This window comes from Marinobacter zhanjiangensis (assembly GCF_014651935.1).
GTDB classification, from domain to species: Bacteria; Pseudomonadota; Gammaproteobacteria; order Pseudomonadales; family Oleiphilaceae; genus Marinobacter; species Marinobacter zhanjiangensis.
Window position 1 is genome coordinate 90685 of the sequence record NZ_BMXV01000004.1, and the last position, 24802, is coordinate 115486.

Annotated in this window: 22 protein-coding genes; 9 read left to right on the forward strand and 13 right to left on the reverse strand. The window is 59.7% G+C overall.

The window, feature by feature from the left end; genetic code table 11:
* Window positions 1-25: 25 nt before the first annotated feature.
* Window positions 26-1420 (reverse strand): nucleotide 5'-monophosphate nucleosidase PpnN, encoded by a 1395-nt coding sequence (gene ppnN, locus IE079_RS09475; RefSeq protein WP_189575768.1) that lies wholly within the window; start codon window positions 1418-1420, stop codon window positions 26-28.
* A gap of 130 nt (window positions 1421-1550) precedes the next feature.
* On the opposite strand from ppnN, the gene thiI reads away from it, so the two are divergent.
* Both thiI and IE079_RS09485 read left to right on the forward strand, forming a co-directional pair.
* The gene (gene thiI, locus IE079_RS09480) at window positions 1551-3002 is read left to right on the forward strand and encodes a tRNA uracil 4-sulfurtransferase ThiI (RefSeq protein WP_189575770.1); all 1452 of its coding nucleotides are present in this window, start codon (window positions 1551-1553) and stop codon (window positions 3000-3002) included.
* A 119-nt stretch (window positions 3003-3121) separates the two neighbouring features.
* The gene (locus IE079_RS09485; RefSeq protein ID WP_189575772.1) at window positions 3122-3865 is read left to right on the forward strand and encodes a YdcF family protein; all 744 of its coding nucleotides are present in this window, start codon (window positions 3122-3124) and stop codon (window positions 3863-3865) included.
* Here the strand turns inward: IE079_RS09485 and IE079_RS09490 are convergent.
* Window positions 3862-4878: a histone deacetylase family protein gene (locus IE079_RS09490; RefSeq protein WP_189575774.1), complete on the reverse strand. Its 1017-nt coding sequence runs from the start codon at window positions 4876-4878 to the stop codon at window positions 3862-3864. The two genes, IE079_RS09485 and IE079_RS09490, sit on opposite strands and share 4 nt — an antisense overlap.
* Window positions 4879-5081: 203 nt before the next feature.
* On the opposite strand from IE079_RS09490, the gene IE079_RS09495 reads away from it, so the two are divergent.
* The gene (locus tag IE079_RS09495) at window positions 5082-6533 is read left to right on the forward strand and encodes an NAD-dependent succinate-semialdehyde dehydrogenase (protein ID WP_189575776.1); all 1452 of its coding nucleotides are present in this window, start codon (window positions 5082-5084) and stop codon (window positions 6531-6533) included.
* 234 nt (window positions 6534-6767) lie between these two features.
* Entirely contained in the window at window positions 6768-8933 is a 2166-nt protein-coding gene (gene uvrD / locus IE079_RS09500) for a DNA helicase II (protein WP_189575778.1), read from the forward strand.
* A gap of 37 nt (window positions 8934-8970) precedes the next feature.
* Here the strand turns inward: uvrD and IE079_RS09505 are convergent, their stop codons facing one another.
* The 4 genes from IE079_RS09505 to IE079_RS09520 all read right to left on the reverse strand — a co-directional run bounded on the left by IE079_RS09505 (window position 8971) and on the right by IE079_RS09520 (window position 11514).
* Window positions 8971-9981, reverse strand: coding sequence for a c-type cytochrome (locus tag IE079_RS09505; RefSeq protein WP_227712426.1), 1011 nt, complete (start codon window positions 9979-9981; stop codon window positions 8971-8973).
* Between the two features lie 13 nt (window positions 9982-9994).
* Window positions 9995-10642 carry a c-type cytochrome gene (locus IE079_RS09510; protein ID WP_227712427.1) on the reverse strand — a complete coding sequence of 216 codons (648 nt, stop codon included), beginning with the start codon at window positions 10640-10642 and terminating at the stop codon, window positions 9995-9997.
* A gap of 209 nt (window positions 10643-10851) precedes the next feature.
* A complete protein-coding gene (locus IE079_RS09515; protein WP_189575782.1) occupies window positions 10852-11187 on the reverse strand; it encodes a TraR/DksA family transcriptional regulator in 336 nt (111 codons plus the stop codon).
* Between the two features lie 12 nt (window positions 11188-11199).
* Window positions 11200-11514 (reverse strand): hypothetical protein, encoded by a 315-nt coding sequence (locus tag IE079_RS09520; RefSeq protein ID WP_189575785.1) that lies wholly within the window; start codon window positions 11512-11514, stop codon window positions 11200-11202.
* Between the two features lie 225 nt (window positions 11515-11739).
* On the opposite strand from IE079_RS09520, the gene IE079_RS09525 reads away from it, so the two are divergent.
* Both IE079_RS09525 and IE079_RS09530 read left to right on the forward strand, forming a co-directional pair.
* Complete coding sequence (locus IE079_RS09525) at window positions 11740-13227, forward strand: SulP family inorganic anion transporter (RefSeq protein ID WP_189575787.1); 1488 nt, start codon at window positions 11740-11742, stop codon at window positions 13225-13227.
* A 13-nt stretch (window positions 13228-13240) separates the two neighbouring features.
* Window positions 13241-14128 (forward strand): universal stress protein, encoded by an 888-nt coding sequence (locus tag IE079_RS09530; RefSeq protein WP_189575788.1) that lies wholly within the window; start codon window positions 13241-13243, stop codon window positions 14126-14128.
* A gap of 175 nt (window positions 14129-14303) precedes the next feature.
* Here the strand turns inward: IE079_RS09530 and IE079_RS09535 are convergent, their stop codons facing one another.
* The 5 genes from IE079_RS09535 to arsH form a co-directional block, all read right to left on the reverse strand.
* Window positions 14304-15164, reverse strand: a complete 861-nt coding sequence (locus IE079_RS09535) for a patatin-like phospholipase family protein (RefSeq protein WP_189575790.1) — start codon at window positions 15162-15164, stop codon at window positions 14304-14306.
* Between the two features lie 142 nt (window positions 15165-15306).
* Window positions 15307-17799, reverse strand: coding sequence for an arsenate reductase (azurin) large subunit (locus IE079_RS09540; protein ID WP_189575792.1), 2493 nt, complete (start codon window positions 17797-17799; stop codon window positions 15307-15309).
* Between the two features lie 12 nt (window positions 17800-17811).
* Window positions 17812-18342, reverse strand: coding sequence for an arsenate reductase (azurin) small subunit (locus IE079_RS09545; RefSeq protein WP_189575794.1), 531 nt, complete (start codon window positions 18340-18342; stop codon window positions 17812-17814).
* Between the two features lie 152 nt (window positions 18343-18494).
* Entirely contained in the window at window positions 18495-19565 is a 1071-nt protein-coding gene (gene arsB, locus IE079_RS09550; protein WP_189575797.1) for an ACR3 family arsenite efflux transporter, read from the reverse strand.
* 10 nt (window positions 19566-19575) lie between these two features.
* Window positions 19576-20292: an arsenical resistance protein ArsH gene (arsH, locus tag IE079_RS09555; protein WP_189575799.1), complete on the reverse strand. Its 717-nt coding sequence runs from the start codon at window positions 20290-20292 to the stop codon at window positions 19576-19578.
* Between the two features lie 213 nt (window positions 20293-20505).
* Here arsH and IE079_RS09560 point away from each other — a divergent pair, with 213 nt between their 5' ends.
* From IE079_RS09560 to arsJ, 3 genes are read left to right on the forward strand one after another with little or no spacing between them, the layout of a single operon-like run.
* Window positions 20506-21270 carry a metalloregulator ArsR/SmtB family transcription factor gene (locus tag IE079_RS09560; protein WP_189575801.1) on the forward strand — a complete coding sequence of 255 codons (765 nt, stop codon included), beginning with the start codon at window positions 20506-20508 and terminating at the stop codon, window positions 21268-21270.
* A gap of 45 nt (window positions 21271-21315) precedes the next feature.
* The gene (locus IE079_RS09565; protein ID WP_189575803.1) at window positions 21316-22320 is read left to right on the forward strand and encodes an ArsJ-associated glyceraldehyde-3-phosphate dehydrogenase; all 1005 of its coding nucleotides are present in this window, start codon (window positions 21316-21318) and stop codon (window positions 22318-22320) included.
* A gap of 1 nt (window position 22321) precedes the next feature.
* Complete coding sequence (gene arsJ / locus IE079_RS09570) at window positions 22322-23527, forward strand: organoarsenical effux MFS transporter ArsJ (protein ID WP_189575805.1); 1206 nt, start codon at window positions 22322-22324, stop codon at window positions 23525-23527.
* A 10-nt stretch (window positions 23528-23537) separates the two neighbouring features.
* Here arsJ and IE079_RS09575 read toward each other — a convergent pair whose 3' ends face one another.
* Together IE079_RS09575 and IE079_RS09580 are read right to left on the reverse strand one after the other, a co-directional pair.
* Window positions 23538-24281: a ZIP family metal transporter gene (locus IE079_RS09575; RefSeq protein ID WP_227712428.1), complete on the reverse strand. Its 744-nt coding sequence runs from the start codon at window positions 24279-24281 to the stop codon at window positions 23538-23540.
* Window positions 24282-24563: 282 nt separating this feature from the next.
* Window positions 24564-24800 (reverse strand): thioredoxin family protein, encoded by a 237-nt coding sequence (locus tag IE079_RS09580; RefSeq protein WP_189575807.1) that lies wholly within the window; start codon window positions 24798-24800, stop codon window positions 24564-24566.
* Window positions 24801-24802: the final 2 nt, after the last annotated feature.

The window sequence follows — 24802 nt, forward strand, 5'->3', positions numbered from 1 at the left end:
ACGGTGCTCGTGTGGCCGGTTTTTTTTATTGGGTCTCGGTCGCCCTGCTGACAATCCGGTAACTGGGAATGTAGGCAGAGTCACCAGGCAGCTTCATCCGGTTCTGGGCCACGAATGCGGCCAGCATATCCTCCAGCGGATCCAGCAGTACTGGGTCGCCGGCAATCTCGAACGGCCCCCTGGCCTCCACCTGTTTGATACCCTCCTGCTTGACGTTACCTGCCACAATGCCGCTGAAGGCCTTGCGCAGGTTGGCGGCCACCATATGTACCGGCTGGTGCCTGTGCAGCTCCAGCGCACGCATGCTCTCGTGGGTAGGCTCAAAGGGCAGCTGGAACACCGGGTCAATCTTCAGCATCCAGTTGAAGTGGTAGGCGTCCTGCATGGCTCGCCGGAAGGTCTCCACCTCGGCAATCCCTTTCTTCATGGTTTGCGCGACCCTGGCCGGGTCGTCAATGATGATCTCGTATTTCTCCGCTGCCTTGTCGCCCAGGGCGTTGCGGATGAATCGGTCGATCATCTCGAAGTATTCTGCGTTTTCCTGCCGGCCGGTGAAGACCACCGGGAACGGGATGTCAGCGTTGTCCGGGTGCAGCAACAGGCCCAGCAGGTAGAGGATTTCCTCCGCCGTGCCCACGCCTCCGGGGAACACGATAATGCCGTGCCCCGTGCGCACAAAGGCTTCCAGTCGTTTCTCGATGTCCGGCAGGATGACCAGTTCATTGACGATCGGGTTGGGGGCTTCGGCGCCGATAATGCCTGGCTCGGTGATGCCGATATAGCGGCCATTTTTCACGCGCTGCTTGGCATGGCCAATGGTGGCGCCTTTCATCGGGCCTTTCATGGCGCCCGGGCCGCAACCTGTGCAGATGCTCATACCTCGAAGGCCCAGCTGGTGGCCCACTTCCTTGCTGTAGGAATATTCCTCACGGCTGATGGAATGGCCTCCCCAGCACACCACCAGATCCGGCTGGCGGCCGGCCTGCAGGGCACGGGCGTTGCGCAGCACATGGAAGATCAGGTTGGTGAGGTCTTCCGGCTTGTCCCGACTGAATCCGGGTACGGAGTTGGAAATGGTGCTGGAGTAGACAATATCCCGCAGTACCGCAAACAGGTGCTCGCGAATGGCGCGGAGCATCTCGCCGTCCACAAAGGCGCTGGCCGGCGCATTCACCACCTCCAGCTTGAGGCCCCGGGGTTGGGGGACCAGCCGGATGTCGAAGTCCGCATAGGCTTCCATCAGGTCATTGGTGTCGTCGGTTTCCGCGCCCGTGTTCAGCACGGCCAGGGCACACTGGCGGAACAACTGGTAGAGACCGCCCTCACTGCGGTCCTTGAGGCGGTTGACTTCGTGATTGGAAAGAATTTCAAGGCTGCCCTCCGGGGAGATCAGGGCGTTTACCGTTGGTTGTTTCTGCATGTATTCCTTGGCTCCAGATCGGTCGTTGTGCCCGGGTCGACAAGGCCGGATTTTGAGGCACTACGGGAACCGGGTAGACTAAGATCTTTATGCGCTTTACGCCAGTCCATTAATAGTCGATCCGTTCCCAATGAAGTTATTGATCCGTCCGGCCGCCGAAGTGGCCATCAAGAGTAAGCCCGTCCGTCGTCAACAGATGCGCCAGCTCCGCAAGAATATCCGCAAGCTTCTGGTCCGGCTGGATGCCGATATCCGGGTGGAAGGTTGCTGGGACCGCATCGACGTGGACCTGCCGGATAACCGGGGCCTGCTGAGCCCGGTACTGGATGAGCTGAGCCGGATTCCGGGAATTTCCACCATCCAGGAGATTTCAGTCTACCCACTGGTCAGCCTGGATGACGTGGCCGAGAAAGCTGTCGCCGCCTATGGCCAGCGCCTGGCGGGCCAGACGTTTGCGGTCCGTGGTAAACGGGCCGGGCAGCATGATTTTACCTCCAGTGATCTGGAACGCCATGTTGGTAGTGCCCTGCTGGCAAACTCGGAAGCCGCCGGCGTCAGGCTCAAGGATCCGGACGTCGAGGTGCGTATCGATGTCAACGAGGACCGGTTCCACATTTCCCATCGTAAGCATCAGGGCATGGGCGGATACCCAATGGGCAGCGTGGAAACGGTGATGACCCTGATCTCGGGTGGTTATGACTCCTCGGTGGCCGCTTACCTGATGATGCGCCGGGGCCTGCGCAGCCATTTCCTGTTCTTCAACCTGGGGGGAGATGCCCACGAGGTGGGGGTGAAACAGGTAGTCAGCCATTTGTGGCACCGGTATGGCTCTTCCCACTCGGTGAAGTTCGTATCCGTACCCTTTGAGGGCGTGGTGGCCGAGATCATGCGCTCGGTGAATCACCGCCACTGGGGGGTGGTGCTCAAACGCCAGATGCTGTTGGCGGCAGACCGGGTTGCCGAGGAGCTGAGAGTCGAGGGGCTGGTCATGGGAGATGCTGTTGCCCAGGTGTCCAGCCAGACCCTGACCAATCTCAACGTGGTGGACCGGGCCAGCGAGATGATCGTGCTCCGGCCGCTGATTGCCATGGACAAGCAGCAGATCATCCGCATCGCCCGTGATATCGATACCGAATCCTATGCCCGCAACATGCCGGAATACTGCGGCGTGATCTCCCAGAAACCCGCCACCCGCGCCAGGCTTCACCGGGTCGAAGAGGATGAGGCGCAGCTGGACCCGGCCGTGCTGCAGGCGGCGGTGGATAGTCGCACCGAGACGCCGGTATCACGGCTGATGACGGCGGAGATCACCCCGGAAGAGGTGGAGCTGGTCAGCACCCCGGCGGTGGACGATGTAATCATCGACGTGCGCCATCCCGATGAGGAACAGCGCTCGCCCCTGACGCTCACCAACAATGAGGTGATCAACATACCTTTCTACGAGCTCAATCAGCAGGTGGAAAGCCTGGATCGCCATCGCCAGTATCTGCTCTACTGCGACAAGGGCACCATGAGCCGCATGCACGCGGGCCACCTGAAGGCCGAGGGGCATGAGAATATCAAGGTGTATACGCCAGGCTAAGGCGCCGTTACTGATGTGTCAGTTGGTGTTCTCCCGTCATATGTCGTTAAAATGGCCGCCCTGTCTACCCGCCAGGGGCCTGCCCGGCCCGTCAGCCAGGGCCTGAAAGGACGCATTCGATGCTCACATTTCTCAAATTCGCGGTGTTGCCCCCCTTCGCCAATATCCTGTTGGTAACCGCAGGGCTGCTGCTGATCCGCCGGTTACCCCGTATCGGCTGGTGGCTGATCGCGTTGGGCGCGATCACGTTGTACCTTCTGTCGATCCCGCCGGCGCTGTCGGTACTGAGCATTGGCCTGGAAGATCATCCGGTGCCCACGGTGGAGGAGGCCTCCCGGGCAGACGCGATCGTGGTACTCGGTGGTGGTCGGGAAACCGATGCCCCGCACTGGCGTGGCCAGGACACCGTGGCAGAAGCGCCCCTGGCCAGGCTGGCGGAGGCGGCTCGCTGGCATCGCCGTACCGGTCTGCCGTTACTGCTGACAGGGGGACGCAATGGCATGGAGGATGCGGAATCGGAAGCCCAGCTTATGGCCCGCATGCTGGATGAAGCGTTCAACATCCAGGCCCGATGGTTGGAGCATGAAAGTCGGGACACCCGCGAGAACGCCGAATTCAGCGCCCGCATCCTGAAGGCCGGCGACCGGGACACCATCCTGCTGGTGACCCATGCAGCACACCTGACCCGGGCAATCCCCGAATTTGAAAGAATGGGGATTGAGGTGATTCCGGCGCCCATGGGGTTTGCCCACTCCGGTGAGGGCGGGGGGCTGAACCTGCTCCCCCGCACTTACTACCTGATGCACAGCACCCGCCTGGTATACGAACACATTGGCCGGGCCTACTACTGGCTGACCCGCTAGACGCTGCCTATACCCCGGAAGAACTGCTGCACGTTCTCGCTCAGGGATTCCAGATCGTAGCCGCCTTCCTGTACCACCAGGGTGGGCAGGTGCAGCTGGCTGAGATGCTTGCCCAGCCGCGCGAAGCCTTCCGAGGTGACCGACACCTTGGCCTGCGGGTCGTTCTTGTAGATGTCGAAGCCCAGGCACAGCACCAGTACGTCCGGATCGTACAGTTTGAGGTCCCGCAGGGCCTTGTCCAGAGTCTCGAAAAAGTACTCTTCGCTGGAGCCGTGGGGCATGGGGTAGTTGATGTTGTAACCCTCACCGTCACCCTCACCACGCTCGTTCTCGAAACCGGTCACCACCGGGTAGAAGTTGGTGGGGTCACCGTGAATGGACACGTACAGCATGTCGCTGCGGTCATAGAAGATTTCCTGGATGCCCTGGCCGTGGTGCATGTCGGTATCCAGGATGGCCACCCGGGCAAAGCGGTCCTGCAGGTACTGGGCGGCAATGGCGGCATTGTTCAGGTAACAGAAGCCGCCGGCAGCATCGCGGCGGGCATGGTGCCCGGGCGGGCGGCAGACGGCATAGGACACCCGGTCACCGGCCTTGATGGCGTCAGCCGCGCCGAGGGTGGACTGGGCGGACCAGTAGGCCGCCTCCCAGGTTTTGGGGCCAATAGGCGAGCTGCCGTCGGCCTGGTAGCGGGCGGCCTCGGCGAGAATGCCCTGCAGGTGATTGGGGGAGCGTACGAAGATGTTGGAGATTACCTCTTCGCCCCAGTCGTCCTGCTCGATCCAGCGCTGGTGGGCGGACTCCAGAAAGCGCAGGTAGCCCAGGTCGTGGATATCCGAGATCGGGCCGGCACCCTGATCGGCGGGCTGAAGTACTTCCACACCCAGTTCCTTCAGGCCCTCCAGCATCTGTCCGGTGCGGTCGGCCACCTCCTGGGGCTGACGCATCTGGCCCTTGGTAAAGTATGTCTTGGGAGCGTGCAGGTCCTGTGACGGGTGAAAATACGCTTTCATGTTCCGGTCTCCTGGTGAGTCGTCATGTCCGACCAGTATAGATGGTTGTCGTGGCGCTGCCCGTTGCCTTTACAGACGTCACAAAGGCAGCCAATATGGTGCTAGTAGTCTCACTCCAGAGGGTTTTCGTCAACACCCCTGACAGCTTCAAACAAGCAATAACAACGGTCTCTCAAACTGTCTTTGATACAAGAGGAGTCACCATGATCGAGTCACCCCTGCTGAAAAACCTGAAAGGCTATATTGGCGGTCAGTGGAAAGCCACTGGCGACAATACCTTTGATGTATACAACCCGGCCACGGGGGAAGTGCTCACCAGTGTGCCCTCGATGCCAGCAGAAGACGTGAAGGCCGCCATCGAGGCGGGCAAGTCGGCACTGAAGCTCACCGAGCCTTACGCCATCGAAACCCGCCGTCAGTGGCTGGAAGGCATCCGTGATGCCCTCAAGGACAACCGCGAGGAAATCGGCCGTATCCTGTGCCTGGAACATGGCAAGCCGCTGAATGAAGCCCAGGGCGAAGTGGACTACGCCGCCGGCTTCTTTGACTACTTCTCGAAGACGATTGGTAACCTGAATTCCCATACCCTGGAAGAAAAACCCCGGGACTGTACCTGGACCATTCACTATCGTCCGGTGGGCGTGGTCGGCCTGATCACCCCGTGGAACTTCCCCATTGGCATGATCGCAAAGAAACTCTCCGCGGCCATGGCCGCCGGCTGCCCTTCGGTGATCAAGCCCGCCAGCGAAACCCCGCTAACCATGATCGCCATGTTTACCATCATCGACGAGAATGTTGACCTGCCCGAGGGCATGATCAACCTGGTGATGGGCAAGGCCAGCGTGATCGGCAAGGAGCTGTGCGAGAACCCCGACGTACCCATGCTCAGCTTCACCGGCTCCACCGAAGTGGGCCGCAAGCTCATCGTCGACACCGCCGAGCAGGTCAAGAAGCTGGCCCTGGAGCTGGGTGGCAATGCGCCCTATATCATCTTTGACGACGCCGACCTGGACAAGGCAGCGGATAACCTCATTGGCAACAAATTCCGCGGCGGCGGCCAGACCTGTGTCTGCGCCAACCGCATCTTCGTCCACGAGAAAGTCATGGACACCTTCGCCCAGAAACTGGCGGACCGGGTCAACAAGATGACCGTGGGCGACGGCATCAACGGCGACGTGGACATCGGCCCGCTGATCAACAAGGCCGGCTTCAACAAGGTGAAAGATCACCTGGAAGATGCCCTCAAAAAAGGCGCCACCCTGGTGGCCGGCACCAAACCGGACGACCTGCCGACAGACAAGCTGTTCTTCCCGCCGACGGTTGTCTCCGGCGTCAAGCGCGACATGGCCTGCTTCCGCGAGGAAACCTTCGGCCCGCTGGTACCCATGGTGTCCTTCAGCAGTGAGGAAGAGGCCATCGAAATGGGCAACGACACCGAGTTCGGCCTGGCCTCCTACGTATTCACTGCCGACGAGGAATGCGCCCAGCGCGTCGCCGGCGGCCTCCGCTTCGGCCACGTAGGCTGGAACACCGGCACCGGCCCCGCCCCGGAAGCGCCCTTCGGCGGCATGAAAGCCTCCGGCATCGGCCGTGAGGGTGGTATCGAAGGGCTGTTCGAGTTTGTCGAGCCGCAGTCGGTGCCGCGGGCGTTCTGATCTGACTCCGGTCGCGCCTTCTTCACCCTCACCCTGGCCCTCTCCCCTCAAGGGAGAGGGGATGAATGACGCAGGCTTTGGGATGTCTAGCCCCTCTCCCTTGAGGGGAGAGGGGTTGGGGTGAGGGGGAGGGCGGTCAAACTCCGACGCTGAAGTTCTCCCTCTCACCAATCCCCCATCCACCGATGATATACTCGTGCCTCAATTTCAAACAGGCAGCGACAGCAGAATCCCATGGATGTCTCCCCCATCATCGACCCCCTGAACGACGCCCAGCGCGAAGCGGTCACCGCCCAGAATGACCACCTGCTGGTACTCGCCGGTGCCGGCAGTGGCAAGACCCGGGTGCTGGTGCACCGCATGGCCTGGCTGATGCAGGTGGACCAGGTGCCGCCTACCGGCATCCTCGCCGTCACCTTCACCAACAAGGCGGCGAAGGAGATGCGCTTCCGCATCGAACAGATGATGAACATCCCCACCCGGGGCATGTGGTTCGGCACCTTTCATGGCATTGCCCACCGCCTGTTGCGGGCCCATTACCAGGATGCCGGCCTGCCGGAGAACTTCCAGGTGCTGGACAGTGACGACCAGCTGCGCATGGTCAAGCGGGTGATGCGGGAGTTGCAGATTGACGAAGGGCGCTGGCCGCCGCGTCAGGCCCAGTGGTTTATCAACAGTCACAAGGACGAAGGCCTGCGGGCCGGCCATATCCAGGAAAACCCCGGCGACCACTTCACCAGCACCATGCTGCAGGTCTACCGTCAGTACGAACAACTCTGCAACCAGGGCGGCCTGGTGGATTTCGGCGAACTGCTGCTGCGCTCCCATGAGCTATGGCTGCACCGGCCGGAACTGCTGGCCCATTACCAGCGCCGGTTCCAGCACATCCTGGTGGACGAGTTCCAGGACACCAACACCATCCAGTACGCCTGGCTGCAGATCCTGGCCAGCAACCGGGTGCCGATCACCGTGGTGGGGGACGACGACCAGTCCATCTATGGCTGGCGGGGCGCCAAGATCGAGAACATCCAGCAGTACCAGCGGGATTTTCCCAATGCCCGCCTGGTGCGGCTGGAGCAGAATTACCGCTCGACCCAGCTGATCCTCAAGGCCGCCAACGCCGTGATCGCCAACAACCAGGGGCGCCTGGGCAAGGAACTGTGGACCGACGGCCCCGACGGCGAGCCCATCAGCCTGTATGCCGCCTTCAACGAGATGGAAGAGGCCAACTACATTGCCGATACCATCAGTGCCTGGGTGGATGAGGGCAACCTGCGCAGCGAGGCCGCCATCCTCTACCGCTCCAACGCCCAGTCCCGGGTGCTGGAGGAATCCCTGATGCGCCAGGGCATTCCCTATCGGGTCTATGGCGGTCTGCGGTTCTACGATCGCCAGGAAATCCGTAACGCCATCGCTTACCTGCGACTGGCGCACTACCGCCGTGATGATGCCGCCTTCGAGCGGGTGGTGAACGTGCCCACCCGGGGCATTGGCGCCAAGAGCCTTGCTGACCTGCGGGCCTACGCCACGGAGCAGGGCATTTCCCTGTGGGAAGCGTCGGAGCGGATGCTGGATGCCGGTGCCGTGAAAGGGAAGGCACGTACCGGCCTGCAGAAGTTTATCGACATTATCCAGACCCTGACGGACAAGATGGATCAGTCCAGCCTGCAGGGTCTGATGAAGGAAACCCTGGAGCTCAGTGGCCTCAAGGACTACCACGCCAACGAGAAGGGCGAGAAGGGCCAGGCCCGGGTGGAAAACCTGGAGGAACTGGTCAATGCGCTGTCGGATTTCGAGGTGGAAGACGGCGAGGACGCCCTGTCGGAGTTCATTGCCCAGGCAGCCCTGGACGCCGGCGAGGCCCAGGCGGATTCCCACGAGGACAGTGTCCAGCTGATGACCCTGCACTCGGCCAAGGGTCTGGAGTTCCCGCTGGTCTTTCTTGCTGGTGTGGAGGAAGGCCTGTTCCCCCACAGCATGTCCCTGGAGGAACCCGGGCGTATGGAAGAGGAGCGGCGGCTGGCGTATGTGGGCATCACTCGCGCCATGAAGCGGCTGATTCTCACCTATGCCGAATCACGGCGTTTGTACGGCCAGGAGAAGTTTCACGCCCTGTCCCGCTTCGTGCGTGAAATTCCGGCGGACTGCCTGCAGGAGGTGCGCCTGCGTAATACGGTCACCCGGCCAGCCATGGTGTCCCGGCCCAATGAAAGCCTGTTCGATTCCACCCCCATGGAGCAGGCCGGCTTCAGCCTGGGGCAGCGGGTGCGCCACCCCAAGTTCGGTGAAGGCATCGTGCTGAATAGCGAGGGTAGTGGCCACCACACCCGGGTGCAGGTTAACTTTGACGACGGCGCCAAATGGCTGGTGCTGGCCTACGCGCGGCTGGAGGCCTGTTAAGGCATCAGGGCGCGGGGCCAGCCAGCTCCGGCTACTGTTATTCGAAGGTTCTCGGCCAGACCGTATCCGGTTTCAGGAAATCCTTGTCGCCTGTGTTCGAGTGATCACCCAGTACCTTGCCATCGGAGTCCCGCTTCTGGCCGTAGAGGGAGTGCTTGTGGAAGGTGGGTCCGTACTTTTCCAGGGTCTCTGCCACATCACCGGTATAGCGCGGATCCTGGGGTCGCTCCTGACTGCTGATGAAGTAGGCGACGTCCCAGGCCTCCTGGTCGCTCAGTGACAAAGGCTGGCCGAGGGGCATGTTGTTCTTTATGAACCCCGCTGCGGTAAAGAGCCGCACCAGGCCCGCCCCCCAGTTGTTCGAGTCGTCACCCCAGGGCGCCGGGAAGACCGTTTTCTCTCCCACTTGCAGGCCTCCACCATTGTCGCCGTGGCATACCGCGCATTGCTCCTGGTAGAGCTGCTCGCCACGCTCGTAGCTCAACTCCTCCGGCCGCTCCGGTGCCGGGAAACCACGCCCGTAGATGGGTTTTTCCGGGTACATGGGCACGCCCCGGGCCAGCCACTGGTGATAGGCGGCCAGGGCCAGCATGTCGTCGCTGCCATACTCGGGCGGCTTGCCGTTCATGGAGTAGGTAAAGCAACCGGCAATGCGCTCCTCCAGGTTGTTAACGTGGTCGTTCTTGCCACGATAGCCAGGCAGGGTGACCGCCGCGGGCCAGACCGGTGCGCTGAATGGCATACGGCCGTCGCCGAGGTGGCAGCTGGAGCAGTTCATGTTGTTGAAGACATTCTCGCCCCTCAGCTGTTGGGTATCGGTGAAAAGGTCGTAACCGCGCCTGATCACCCGCTTGAGTTCGGGGTGCACGTCTGACTGCTCAAGATCTTGCAGGGTGGGCGGGATGTGCACCAGCTGATTGTCTTTCGGTGCCGGAAAGCCCAACTCGGTCAGGGTATTGATGTAATCGTCCGTGTTTTCATTAGCCGAGACCAGCGCGGTGAATAAAACAGAGCCGGCCAGCATGGCGCATGTAAGCGTCGATTTCATGACTGTATCTCCCTCAATTGGCCTGCGGGGGTTGGGTTGCGAGCCAGGCAGCGACAGCCCGGATATCGTCATCGCTCAGGCGCCTTGCGATGGTCCCCATGAGATCCTGAGGGTCGTTCGTCCGGTCACCGGCCTGCCAGGCCTTCAGTTGCGATTCGATATAACCGGCATGCTGGCCGGCAATGCCCGGAAACACTGAGCCGGCCCCCTGGTTGTCCGGACCATGGCAGCTCTTGCACGACACGATATACTCGGACCAGTCACCTCGCTGGGCCAGGATCCGGCCCCGCTGAAGCACCTCCTCGCTGGCACTGTCTCCACCCTGTCCGGGATGAGGGGCCATTTCGCTGTAATACTGCGCGACGTCGGCAACCTGCTGCTCCGAGAGCATGTTGGCAAAAGGCTTCATGGTGGCGTTTTGCCGTTGCCCGGACTTGTAGTCCCGCAACTGTTTGGCGATGTAGTCGGCATCGAGCCCCGCCAACTGCGGCCAGGATTCGCCCTGTTCATTGTGCTTGCCGGAACCATCTGCCTGGTGGCAGCTGGCACAGACAGCGGCCGCTTCGGCCCCCCGAGACGCATCCCCTTCGGTGGCAGCCTGCAGCCACCCCGGTAGCGTGAGCGTGGTCAAAAAAAGAATAGCAGTGGGCAGGTAGTTCACGGTCAGCATCCCTCCTTGTTCATCAAGCGGTAGTAACCACCCTGGTGTTCCTCAACATAAGTCTGGACCATGGATTGACGGGGTGCAGTCCTGTTCGTCTCTCCATTGATGTCAGTCAATTCAAGTATAGATGCTGCTTACAGGTTTGCAGTAAAGATCAGGGACGCCGCAGGCACCAGGTCAAGGGCTGGATCGGGCTGGTATATGTGCTATTGAGCGCAGTGAATGCAATGCAGTGTGGTGGGATCGATTTCCAGGCGTTTCGGATTGATGGGTTCGCCGCACTCCATGCACTCGCCGAACTCGTCCTGGTCAATACGTTTCAGAGCCGCTTCGATCATCAATAGCTTACGATTAGCCCGTTCCTTGCCGGCTTTTGCCAGGGCCTGACTTTGCAGTGCGTCCATCCGGGAGAGACGGCCAACGCTTTGCTGGTCAAGATGGACGGTGCTGCTGGTTTCATCGCGAACCGCGCTGGTGGACAAAAGGTCCTCGCGGAGGTCTTCCAATAGCTTCCGGAACCGGTCCAGCTCTTGTTGCTTCATGTCGTTCTCCCGTCAGGAATAGCGCCCGGCCTCGGTGTCCGTGGGTGCCGCGACCTCTGCCAGCAGGGCGCCCAGCAGGCTGAGTACCAGCATGCCGCAGAAGATGGGAATCAGTCCATAGCTTAATGATCGACGGGCGCCGATCCGGTCCACCAGTGGCCCGCCGACAAACAGGCTGAGGACGTGGCCGGCGGCAAAGCCAGCGAAGGCATCCCTTACTTTCAGGGCCCGACTCTGGTAAAATACGCGCCCAGTTTTGAGCAACCCCTGACTTTCATCAACGATACTGAAACCAAACAGTGACGATCCTTCCGCCATAGCGTTCAAGTTTTCCCTCCTCGTTTACCAGCTGAGCAAGGTTCAGACCGCTATTTGATGCGCCGTGACTGTTCTGCGGCCCGATAGTGCTACCCCTTTTCAAAGCCCTGGTACCGAGTAATGTCGGGCTGATGCCCGTCCTTCACGCCCTGTAACGATCCAACAAGAATAATAGATGCGGGCAGGGCGCCTGCGTCCCATCTTTTTAACCTTTATCGACCGGATGTGCAGAGCATGATAAATCGTATACGAGCAAACTGGTTTTCCAACGTACGGGGCGATCTGCTCGCCGGCATTGTGGTGGCCCTGGCGCTGATTCCCGAAGCCATCGCCTTTTCCATTATCGCGGGGGTGGACCCGAAAGTGGGCCTTTACGCCTCTTTCTGTATTTCCGTGGTGATTGCCTTTGTGGGCGGGCGCCCAGGTATGATTTCCGCCGCCACAGGCGCCATGGCCCTGCTGATGGTCACCCTGGTGAAGGAGCACGGCCTGGAATACCTGCTGGCCGCGACCCTGCTGACCGGTTTGCTGCAGGTTGTTGCCGGCTACCTGAAGCTGGGCGCGCTGATGCGGTTTGTGTCCCGCTCGGTGGTGACAGGTTTCGTAAACGCCCTGGCCATCCTTATTTTCATGGCTCAGCTGCCGGAGCTGACCAACGTGACCTGGCATGTCTACGCCATGACCGCCGCCGGCCTGGGCATTATCTATCTGTTCCCGCTGATTCCGGTGATCGGTCGTATCCTGCCGTCACCGCTGATCTGCATTGTGGTACTGACCGGTGTGGCCATGGTGTATGGCATAGACATCCGCACCGTGGGTGATATGGGACAGTTGCCGGACACCCTGCCCATCTTCCTGTGGCCGGACGTACCGTTGAACCTGGAAACCCTGATGATCATCCTGCCCTATGCCGTTGGCCTGACCGTCGTGGGTCTGCTGGAATCCATGATGACTGCGACCATCGTTGACGACCTTACCGATACAACGAGTGACCGTAACCGGGAATGCAAGGGCCAGGGTGTCGCCAATATCGGTTCCGGCCTGCTGGGTGGCATGGCCGGCTGCGCGATGATTGGTCAGTCCATTATCAACATCAAGTCCGGCGGTCGTACGCGGCTGTCCACCCTGGCTTCGGGTGTGTTCCTGCTGCTGATGGTGCTGGTGCTGGACAAGTGGCTGGTGCAGATTCCCATGGCGGCCCTGGTGGCGGTAATGATCATGGTGTCCATCGGTACCTTCAGCTGGGGTTCCATCAAGAACCTCAAGGATCACCCGCTGTCGACCAATATTGTGATGGTGGTGACGGTGATCGTGGTGGTAGCTACCCACAACCTGGCCTTTGGTGTGCTGGCCGGTGTACTGCTGGCCGCGCTGTTCTTTGCCAACAAGGTGGGTCACTACATGGTGATCACATCCGATTACGATGATGAGACGGATACCCGCCGGTACAACGTGGTGGGGCAGGTGTTCTTCAGTTCCTCCGAGAAGTTCATCGAGTCCTTCGACTTCAAGGAAGCCGTTGATAATGTGGTCATCGACCTGAGTCGTGCCCACTTCTGGGACATCACCGCGGTTGCCGCGCTGGACAAGGCCGTGGTCAAGTTCCGCCGGGAAGGTGCCGATGTGGAAGTCATCGGGCTGAATGAAGCCAGCGCTACCATTGTGGACCGGTTCGGTGTCCACGATAAACCGGATGCCGTAGAACGTCTGATGGCCCACTAACGGAGTTGAAACGATGACAGTCAATAATCCTGAGTCCGGGGCCCGGAAGCCTCTCAATGTAGTAGCCTGCATCGACGGCTCCGGGGCGGCCCTGTCGGTGTGTGATTACTCCGCGTGGGCGAGCCGCCGTATGGGGGATCCCCTGATGTTGCTGCATGTGCTGGATGAAGAAAAATACCCCGTCAAGACCGATATGAGTGGCAATATCGGCCTGGGCAGCCGCGAGCACCTGCAGGAGGAACTGGTTCAGCTGGATGAAGAGCGTAGCAAGCTGGCCCTCAAGCATGGACACCTGTTGCTGGATGAAGCCGAAAAGCGTGTGCTGGCGGCCGGAGTTGAAAACCCCAGCAAGCGCCAGCGCCACGATGAGCTGGCCAACTCATTGGTGGAGCTCGAACCCGAGTCCCGGTTGTTCGTTCTGGGGCTTCACGGTGAGAGCAGCTCGGCAGCTGGCGGGCATGTTGGCAGCCAGCTGGAAACCGTGATTCGCAGTGTTCATCGCCCGGTTTTCCTGGTGCCGGATGCGTTCAGCGAACCCCGCAGCGCCATGCTGGCTTTCGATGGCAGCCCGACAGCCTTCCGCAGTATCGAGCTACTGGCCGGTACGCCGGTCTTCAAGGGCATGCCCGTGCACCTGGTAATGATCGGCTCGGACAACGAGGAACGCCAGGCGCAACTCAGCAAGGCCGAAAGGGCGCTGACTGCTCAGGGTATGGAGGTGCATCTGGCGATCCGTCAGGGCGATGTGGAGCAGACCCTGCATGCCTATCAGGAGGAGCACGACATTGATGTGCTGATCATGGGCGCCTATGGCCATTCCCGCATCCGCCGGTTCCTGGTGGGTAGTACCACGACAAAAATGCTGGAAACTGCTAAAAAACCTTTGGTTATACTTCGTTAACCGGCGACCGAAACGGTCGTTCCCCGCCGATTGCGCCGTGCAATCGGCGGCTGCGTTTGCCGCCTCCGCAGGGCTCATCAACCACGGTCATGGTGGCAGCTTGAGAGTGGTCAATGACGAACTACATATCCTTCTGATCGGCTCTTTTTCGATCCTGGCAACAAAACTCACCAGTTTACAGCGGGGAGAGATCATCCAGATAGATCAGGCCGGCGCGGTGCCCAGCCTGGTACCCCAGGTCCAGCCGTGCCGGGTCCCGTGTCAGTCGGCCAACCGCGAAATCCCCGGGCGGCGCGATCACATGGACAGTGCAGTCCGGCGGCGGGTTTTCAATAAACGAAAGCGCTGAGTTGTAGTGTTCTGCTCGTGTGAGCGAGGCTTCCGCCAGCCCCGGATAGGCCCGGAACAGGTGTTTCGGCACAAAGGCGAACCTTGGCGGCTTTTTCCGGTAACCGCGGGGGCGAGACAGCACCACCGTGATATCCCGGGCGCCGTCCTCATAGGCTTTGATCACAGGAATGGGGTCGGCCATGCCTCCATCGGTCATGGGCTCTCCATCGACCTCCGGATAACCACGATAAGCGACGGGCAGCGAGCAGGAGGCGGTAAACACGTCGTGCAGGTTAAGGTCATCAATCCGGAAATAGCGGGCCTGCCCTGTCATGGCTGAGGTTGTTGTTACCCACAGTTCGGTCTTTCCCGCCAGATAGTTGTCGAGGTTCAGGGGCACGTCGGCAAAAGACTGGTGCCATAGCCAGTGCACGTCACACAGGTGCCCACCCTTTGCAAACCGCTTCCAGTCAATGAAATCCCGTTGGCAGGCATGCCCGGTGATGATTTGCCTGTTTCGACCGTGATCCCCGGACAAATAGCCGATCAGATTGGTAGCGCCGGCAGAAACACCGTAGGCACGATGAAATGGCTGATAGTGGTGCTCAAGAAAGGCGTCGAGTACGCCAGCAGCAAAAATGCCACGCATGGCACCGCCTTCGACAACCAGGGCTTTTGAAGGGAGGCTAACTGTAATTCCGGACATGATGATTGGGGGTTGGTTACTGAGTGGCTATTCTAGCACGGTGGGCTCTTGATGCATCGCCAACAGCGGGCGTTGCCGCGCTGGCTGGAAAGAAAGCCGGCAGCACTGACAGGGGCAGGCCGGGCCGGCCTGCCCCTGTCAGTCAAACGTATCGCCGGCGCTTGAAGCTTACCTTGTCTGCGAAATCGTCAATCCGGCCGACACGGCGGATATCGGCCCAGGTTCCCTTGTAGTAGGGGATGATATTCCGGTCCGTCCAGGGCGTTACCAGGTCACCCATCACCGAGTTGAAATACATCGCCTCCATGAATACGTGGCCCTGTTTGATGTCAGGCTCCAGGTACGCCATGGCCGTTGTGGCGCCATAGTCGTTAAACAGTTCCAGAATGTCACCCGACTCGATGCCAAGATCCCTGGCATCTTCCGGATTGATTTCCAGCGGGGCCATCGGATAACGACCACGGCGGAATTCCACATACTGGTCGTGGTAAGCGGTTTGCCAGATCTGATTCGTCCGGCCGTTGTTGATCCAGAAGCGGTACTTCTTGCGCTGCTCTTCCACGACATCCGGCATGCCATTCCATGGTGCGCCCTGGAAGTGGGCCTTGCCGTCGTCGGTATCGAAGTTGCCGTCGGTATAGAGCATTTCTGTTCCGATCAACTGGCCATCCTTGTATTCCTTGATCGGCAGTTGCACGCCATTGTTACCGGCAGCGCGTAGCCGTTCATAGGTAGCCAGATGGCCGGTGGAACCGCCCTGGCTGTGGATGACTGGTGCACCGGGCTGGCCAGCACGACGGAAGCCGTCGTTGTATGCGTCCTCTTCGGTTTGCCAGTCAAAGCCCTCGAAACGTTTGGCCATTTCTGCATTGCCTTCGGCTTCATAGAGCTTGCGCAGGGCGTTGGCCATGTCGGCGGCAATCAGGCAGTCCGGCTTTGCGGTGCCGGGAGGGTCCATGAACTTCTCGGACAGGCGTAAGCGCCGCTCGCCGTTCATGGATGTCAGGTTCATTTCGCCGGTGTGTGCAGCTGGCAGCACCAGGTGGGCGGCCTCGGCAAATTTGGTGGGGTACAGGTTGATCACGGTCACGAACAGGCCGCCATCTTCCTTGACTGCCTTGTGGATTACCTTCGCCATTTCCTCCGGAGTGGCCCCGCGTACCTTGCGCAGGGCCTGTTTCACTATGTCGCTGCGGCGCAGCACTTCGTTACGATACTGCTCGGCGTTCAGGGTGGTCTGGAAGGCATTACAGGCCCAGGCTGTGAGCATTTGCCCGTTGCCCTGAATGATTTCCTGGTCCACGTACGGAGCCGGACGGCCACCCGGGTAGGGCGGGCGACAATAGCCTTCCTGGTGGCCGCCCATCCGTACGACACCCGCGCCCCGGCGGCCCACGTTATGGGTGGCCAGCACCAGGTCCACCAGCGCCGACTGGATGCGATAGTTATCGTTGCCCCAGATGATGCCCTTTTCGTAGCCATGCATGGTACGGGGCAGGTGGCCGGAAGCTTTGGGCTTGTAGGCCCATTCCGCGGCCTTGATGATCTTGTCCTTGCTGATGCCGGTAATCCGACTGGTTTCATCGAGGCTCAGGCGGTTGGCTTTTACCGTATCCTCGAAGCCTGTAGTGCTTGCCTCGATAAACTCGCTGTCCTGCCAGCCCTGATCGACCACGTAGGTCAGCAGGCCATTGAACAGGGCAGTGTCCGTACCCGGCTCAATATCCAGGTGCAATAGTCGGTCTTTGCCGATGGCCTGTTCCAGCAGGGCAACGGTAAGCGTCCGGCGAGGATCCACCAGAATGATCTTCGTCTGCTGAACGGTTTCGCCGTCTTCGTAGACTTCATGCTTCCTGTCGGTTGACTGGCCCTGGAGACCGGGTAACCAGTGGTTGAGGAAGTAGTTGGTCTGGGTCTCGTAGGCGTTGGCACCGACGGAGAATATGCAGTCCGCCATCTGGGCGTCTTCATAGCTGTTGTTCAGCTCGCCGATCCCCATGTCCCGGGTGGCGTGACACTCCGAATTGTAGGCTGGGCGGTTATGAATCCGCACCATCTTGGTACCGAGGCCGGTGAAAATCAGCTTGCCGGTGCCCCAGGTATTCTCGAAGCCTCCCCCGGCACCGCCATGGTCGAACAGGTTGAACATCAACTGGTCAGGGCCGTCGTCGTCCAGAATGAGCTTGGTGAGGTGGGTATACAGGGCCATGGCCTGATCCCAGCTGGTATCCCGCCATTCGTCGCCGGCAAAGACCCGGGGGTATTTCAGTCGCTGACTGCCCACTGGCGTTTGCGGTGAGTACATGATCGACGCCATCTGACCACCCCGGGTGGACGACAGGCCACTGTTCACTTTGCAGTCGTTGTCCGGCACGATCATGATCCGTTTATAGCTTCCATCATCGTCCTGGATAACATTGGTCATGGCCTGGGTCATTGTGACGCTGAGAGCCGGCAGCTGCTGGCGGAAGTCCAGGCCCAGGGCATTCTGGTCGGGGGCCAGCCCTCCTTCCTGGTCAGCGGGCCACTTATAGACGTGGTAACCACAGCCGACAATGCAGAAATGGCAACAGGTCTGGGTTTTCCGGGCGTTGGCCGGTGGCAATGCAATCCGGTCTTTCTTGTGTTCATACATGACGCATTCCCCTTAGCTCGGCAATATATTGGCCTGGCGGCCATAGATCAGACCTTCCACGCCAACCGCCTCGATGGCATCATCCGAATCCTTGTAGTTCAGCAGAATCCGGGGCAGGTTTTCGGTGGCCTGGCCGGACACCATCTGGCCATTGAGTTCGGCATCGAAAACGCTGAAATGGCAGGGGCACTTGAAGGTGCGCTCCTCGGTGGAATAGTTGACCGGGCAGCCCATATGCGTACACAGGACGCTGTAAGCCACAATATCGCCATCCGGGCCGACGCCACCGGGGGTTTTCTCGCCGGTTTTAACCAGCGTGCAGGGCGAAGAGGTATCCGGGTAGGTGAAGGAAACCGGCTGGCCGACCTTCAGGTCGCCCGCCCTGGTGATGGTGGTTTGCGGATAATCGAGGTTGACCTTGCCGGGCTGTGTGCTGCCTTCGGCGGCATGGGCCGGGTTGAGGATCAGGCCGCCGGCAAAGGCAGCGGAGCCTGCCGCTGTTGTGCCGGTAAAGGCGAGGAACCGCCTCCTTGAAAGTTTCATTGCACTCTCCCCTTTTTTGTTTTTTCGGGGTCATGCTACAACGATCCACGGCCCCGAATTTTGTGTACGATCCCTGTACAAATCTAGGAGGGGGTCTCAATATACGCCAGCGGCCCCGGGGTCGTTTTCGACTTTTATTGAGGCGGATCAATTCAGGCCGGGAAATGATCCCGGGTCTTGTTGGCAATGCGCACCAGCATCAGCATCACGGGCACTTCCACCAGCACGCCAACCACTGCCGCCAGAGCGGCGCCGGATTGCAGGCCGAAAATGGCGATGGCCGCCGCAACCGCCAGCTCGAAGAAATTACTGGCACCAATCATCGCGCCGGGGGCGGCGATGCAATGGCGCACCTTCCATAATCTGGCCCATCCGTAAGCCAGAAAGAACATCAGAAATGTCTGCACGATCAGGGGTATCGCTATCAGGGCAATATGGAGCGGGTTTTCCAGAATGACTTCACCCTGAAAGGCGAACAGCAGTACGAGGGTGACAATCAGTGCTGCTGGCGGCACCGGGCCCAGGCGTTTCATGAACACGTCATCGAACCACTGCTGGCCGCGGCGGGCGATCAGGGTGCGGCGGGTCAGGTAGCCTGCGACCAGCGGAATGACGATATACAGCACCACGGACAGGAACACAGTGTTCCAGGGCACCTGAATGTCGGAAATGCCCAGCAGAAATACCACGATGGGGGCGAAGGCGAACAGCATGATGATGTCGTTCAGGGATACCTGCACCAGGGTGTAGGCTGCATCGCCTTTGGTCAGGTAGCTCCAGACAAACACCATGGCGGTGCAGGGAGCGGCGCCCAGCAGTATGGCGCCGGCCAGGTATTCGCTGGCCAGCTGCGGTGCAATCAGCGGCTCGAACACCACCATCAGGAAGAACCAGGCGATGGCGAACATGGTGAAGGGCTTGATCAGCCAGTTCACGGTGGTGGTGATGGCCAGGCCTTTCGGCTCTTTTCTCACGTCCACGATGGCGGTGAAATCAATCTGCGCCATCATCGGGAAGATCATGGCCCAGATCAGAATGGCGATGGGGATCGACACCTGGGCGTATTCGAAACGGGACAGTGTTTCCGGCACCACGGGCGCCAGCTGTCCCAGGGCAACACCGGCGATGATAGCCAGGGCCACCCAGACCGACAGGTATTTGCCGAAAAGATCCATGCCGCCACTGGGTTCTTCGGCTGTCGTGACTTCTGTCTTGCTGCTCATCACTTACCTCTCACATGGATCGTTGATTGACACGTTTCGAAACTTCCTTCGCGCTTTCCACCCGCTCGGAATAGCGGTCCGTCAGATAGTCGCTGCGGTCCCGTGTCAGCAGGGTGAACTTCACCAGTTCCTCCATTACGTCCACGATGCGGTTGTAATAGGGCGACGGCAGCATGCGGTCGTTGTCATCGAATTCCGTAAACGCCTTGGGCACTGACGACTGGTTGGGGATGGTCACCATCCGCATCCAGCGGCCCAGCACCCGCAGCTGGTTCACCGCGTTGAACGATTGCGAGCCACCACACACCTGCATCACCGCCAGGGTCTTGCCCTGGGTCGGGCGCATACCGCCGATGGACAGGGGTATCCAGTCGATCTGGGTTTTCATGATGCCGGTCATGGCGCCGTGGCGTTCGGGGGAGCACCACACCATGCCTTCGGACCATTCCGCGAGTTTCCTCAGTTCCTGAACCCTGGGATGGGAATCCTCCTCGGCATCGGCGAGAGGAAGTCCCTTCGGGTTAAAGATACGCGGCTCGGCGCCCATGCCCTCAAGCAGGCGGGCGGCTTCCTCCACCACCAGGCGGCTGAAGGATCGCTCCCGCAGGGAGCCATAGAGGAGCAGGATTCTGGGCCGATGAGTGGACGTGTTGACGGCAAATACGTTATCGGCCGTGGGAGCGTTGAACAGCGCCCGGTCAATATTGGGAAGCTCTGGATCACTCATGGCGCGCTTTCTGTCACCTCGTGGAATGTATGGATCTGGATTGAGTCGCAAAGCATAGCTGCCAGGTAGACGAATAACCTGCCGAAAGGATGCAGCGGATCTGGCTCGGTTGAGAGGATATTTTTAATCCCCGCAGACTTTACTTCATCATCATACCGATCTAGTATCCGGAATTACAGATATCCATAAAATAATATATATGGAGAATCGGATATGAAGCGTCGCGTATTGTTTGTCTGCACTGCCAACAGCGCCCGGTCCCTGATGGCGGAGGCTTTGCTGAAAGACATGGCAGGGGACCAGTTTGAAGTGGCCAGTGCCGGTACCGAACCGACCGAGCCACACCCCATGGCACTGCAGGTTCTGCAGGAATCAGGCGTTGCTGTCTATGGGTTGCACAGTAAGGAACTGGCAGATCTTCAGGGCGAAAACTGGGATTACGTCATTACCCTGTGCGAAAAAGCATCCAGAGAGTGCGGCACTGTGTGTGAACCCGCCCAACAGATTGCCTGGGATTTTCCCGATCCGGTATCGACCGGACGGCACGCCACTTTCGCGCTGACACTCAAGGAGTTGAAGGACCGTATTAGCCTGTTCACGATGGTCCATCAGAAAGAAACGGGCATGAAGGCCATTGGGTACAATCCGGTTACTGTTTTCCGCGCCCTTGGCGATGAGTTGCGGCTGGCCATTCTGCTGTTGGTCCGCGACCAGAGAAAACTCTGTGTGTATGAACTGACCACCGCGCTAGATTCATCACAGCCCAAAGTCAGCCGGCATCTGGCAAATCTGAAAGAGGCGGGTCTTCTTGAGACGGAACGTCAGGGGCAGTGGATCTACTATTTTCTCAATCCTCATATGCCGCAATGGCTGACGAAGGTGCTGGATGAGACGTCGGACGGTAACACGTCGCTGGTAGAACGGGAGATGGAGCGGCTGCACGCCATGACTGACCGACCGGTGCTACGTGCAATCTGAGGGCAGCCTGGCGGGGTAACCAGACAACTCACATGGGAGTCATCGATGAGCAAGATCAAGGTAGGTATTAACGGATTCGGTCGCATGGGGCGACTGTCGCTGCGCGCGGCCTGGGAATGGCCGGACATGGAATTTGTTGCCATCAACGATCCCGGCGGCGACGCTGAAACACTGGCACACCTGCTCAACTTTGACAGCGTGCACGGCACCTGGAGCCACGAGGCCAGGGCCGACGGCAGCGATATGGTCATCGAAGGCCAGCGCATCGCCGTGACCCGCAACAAGGCCATCGGCGAAACCGACTGGTCGGGCTGCGACCTGGTGATCGAGGCCAGCGGCGTCAACAAGACCGTGAACGTGCTGCAGGGCTACCTGGACCAGGGTGTGAAGCGGGTGGTGGTCACAGCACCGGTCAAGGAGGCTGGTGCCAAAAACATCGTGCTGGGTGTCAATGACGACATTTTTGATCCTGCCACCGACCGTATCGTGACGGCCGCCTCCTGCACCACCAACTGCCTGGCGCCGGTGGTGAAGGTGATTCACGAAAAGCTGGGTATCAGGCACGGCTCCATCACCACCATCCACAGCCTGACCAACACCCAGACCATCCTCGATGCGCCCCACAAGGACCTGCGCCGGGCCCGGGCCTGTGGCAGTTCGCTGATTCCCACCAGCACCGGGTCGGCCACCGCCATTATCGAGATCTTCCCGGAACTGAAGGGCCGCCTGGATGGCCATGCGGTGCGGGTGCCGCTGACCAATGCCTCCCTGACTGACTGCGTGTTCGAGGTGGAGCAGGCTACCGATCGTGAGGCGGTGAACCAGATGCTGAAGGAAGCGGCGGAAGGTGAACTGAAAGACATCATGGGCTATGAAGAGCGCCCGCTGGTGTCCATCGACTACAAGACGGACCCGCGCTCGTCGATCGTTGATGCCCTGTCCACCATCGTGGTCAATGGCACCCAGGTGAAAATCTACGCCTGGTACGACAACGAGTGGGGTTACGCCAACCGCACCGTGGAACTGGCCCGCAAGGTGGGTGCGGCCTGATATGACGCCCTCCATCCGACAGTACCTGGTCATTACCGGCAACTACTGGGCATTTACCCTGACGGATGGGGCCCTGCGGATGCTGGTGGTGCTCCACTTCCACCAGCTTGGCTATTCGCCGCTGGAAATCGCCCTGTTGTTCATCTTCTACGAGTTCTTCGGAGTGGTGACCAACCTTGTGGGCGGCTACCTGGGTGCCCGAATGGGCCTCAACCGCACCATGAATATCGGGTTGTTCCTGCAGATAGTGGCCCTGGGTATGCTGACCGTGCCCGCCTCCATGCTGATCGTGCCCTGGGTAATGGCAGCGCAGGCGCTGTCCGGTATTGCCAAGGATCTCAACAAGATGTCCGCCAAGAGCGGCATCAAGCTGCTGGTGCCGGATGCCGAACAGGGCAAGCTCTACAAGTGGGTGGCTATTCTTACCGGCTCCAAGAACACCCTCAAGGGCGTCGGTTTCTTCCTGGGTGGCGTATTGCTGATGGCAGCCGGCTTCACGGGTGCCGTGATCATCATGGCCGTGGCCCTGGGATTGGTCTGGCTGCTCAGTCTGTTCCTGCTCAAAGAGGAACTGGGCAAGAGCAAGGCCAAGCCGAAGTTCAGTGAAATCCTGTCGAAGAGCCGTGCCATCAACGTGCTGTCGGCCGCCAGAATGTTCCTGTTTGGTGCCCGCGACGTGTGGTTTGTGGTGGCCCTGCCGGTCTATCTGCACACGGTGTTCGGCTGGGACTTCTGGAAAGTGGGTGGTTTCATGGCCACCTGGATCATTGGCTACGGCTTCATCCAGACCATCGCACCCCGCATCACCGGCAACATGGAAGGCAAACAGCCCGCCGTGCTCTGGGCCGCCGCCCTGGCACTGATGCCGGCGGCGATTGCGGTTGGCCTGATGGCAGGCTGGCCCTCGCAGGTGGTGGTGATCGGCGGCCTGCTGCTGTTCGGTGTGCTGTTCGCCATCAACTCCTCCCTGCACAGCTACCTTATCGTCAGCTATGCCCGGGGGGATGGCGTGTCGCTGGATGTGGGCTTCTACTACATGTCCAACGCCGCCGGCCGGCTGCTGGGGACCATTCTGTCCGGCTGGATATATCAGGCGTATGGGCTGGAGGCCTGTCTGTGGATTTCGTCCGGGCTGGTGGCCATGGCAGCGTTGCTTTCGATGATGCTGCCGGTAAGAACCGTGCCGGCCACTGGGATGAGCGGCTGATCAGGAATTGTCATTGAATAGAAACCTGAAAAACCATCATGCCCAGAAAGGCAAGAACCACAATGGCGCCGACGGTCGCGGGCTGTAGCTTTTTGTTAGCATCGGGCAAAAGTTCCGCAAATACCATCCAGATCATCGCGCCCGCAGCCAGGCCGAGTCCAAAGGGCAGAACCGGTTTAAACGTATTCACAAACATATACGCAGGTACGGCCACGAGTGGCTGGGGCAGGCTGCTGAAAATGCTCCAGCCCGCGGCCTTCGTGACCGACATTCCGCGTGGCACAAGAATCAATGCAATGGCCAGACCCTCCGGAATATTATGAACCGCTATTGCAGCGGTGATAAATACGCCAAGCTGCTGACTGCCGCCATAAGACACACCAACACCGATCCCTTCTGCAAAAGAATGGGCTGTCATGACTCCGACGATCATGAGTGCTTTTTTGGCGTCGGCATTATTCAGTTCACTGACATCTGGCGCTCCCTGCTTTTCAATCCATTGGTAAGCGAGGTAAACCAGAATCAGTCCGGTCACCATGCCGGCAAGAGCGAGCCACTCCTGTTTTGCTATTCCTTCCTTGGTAAGGCTATGACTGGCAGCCAGCATCAGGCCAGCGGCCATGGCAGCGCCGACGCTGAGCCATTTCTTACCGACTTTGTTGCTGAAAACCAGAGGCAAGGCACCGAGGCCTGTGGTCAGGGCGGTAATCAGCGCAGCGATAAATACAGTAAAAAGCGTTACTTCCAGTGCCACCACAGTCTCCTGTTTTGATGGTCGTCGTTCTTTACGGGACATTTTCCGTTCAAGCCGGGTCCCGGCGCCGAGCTGCAACCCGTCACCGCAGCGCATAATTGATGTCGGAACTTCGTTGAATATCGAAAAGCCCTATAGCGAAGCGGTGGGAGACCAGAGAACAATTCCATTCAGCAAATAAAGGTTGGCATTAATGGACTTCAACACGGTTTAAATGTCAAAAAAAGCGAATCCCGCGACGATCAGGCCCGCCCCTGCAGCACTATCGGTCATTCGCCAGGCTCAGGCTTCTAGCCAGCTGACAATCTTGTCGTGCTCGGGTATGGAGCCGCTGTGGACGACCTTGCCGTCCACGGCCACAGCCGGGGTGGACATCACCTGATATTCCATGATTTTCGCCGGTTCGGTCACCTTGACTACCTCGACGGACTGACCCAACTCCCGGGCGACACGCTCGATACTCTCGGCGGTGTTGACGCATTTCTTGCAGCCGGTGCCAAGTACTTCGAAATGTTTCATAG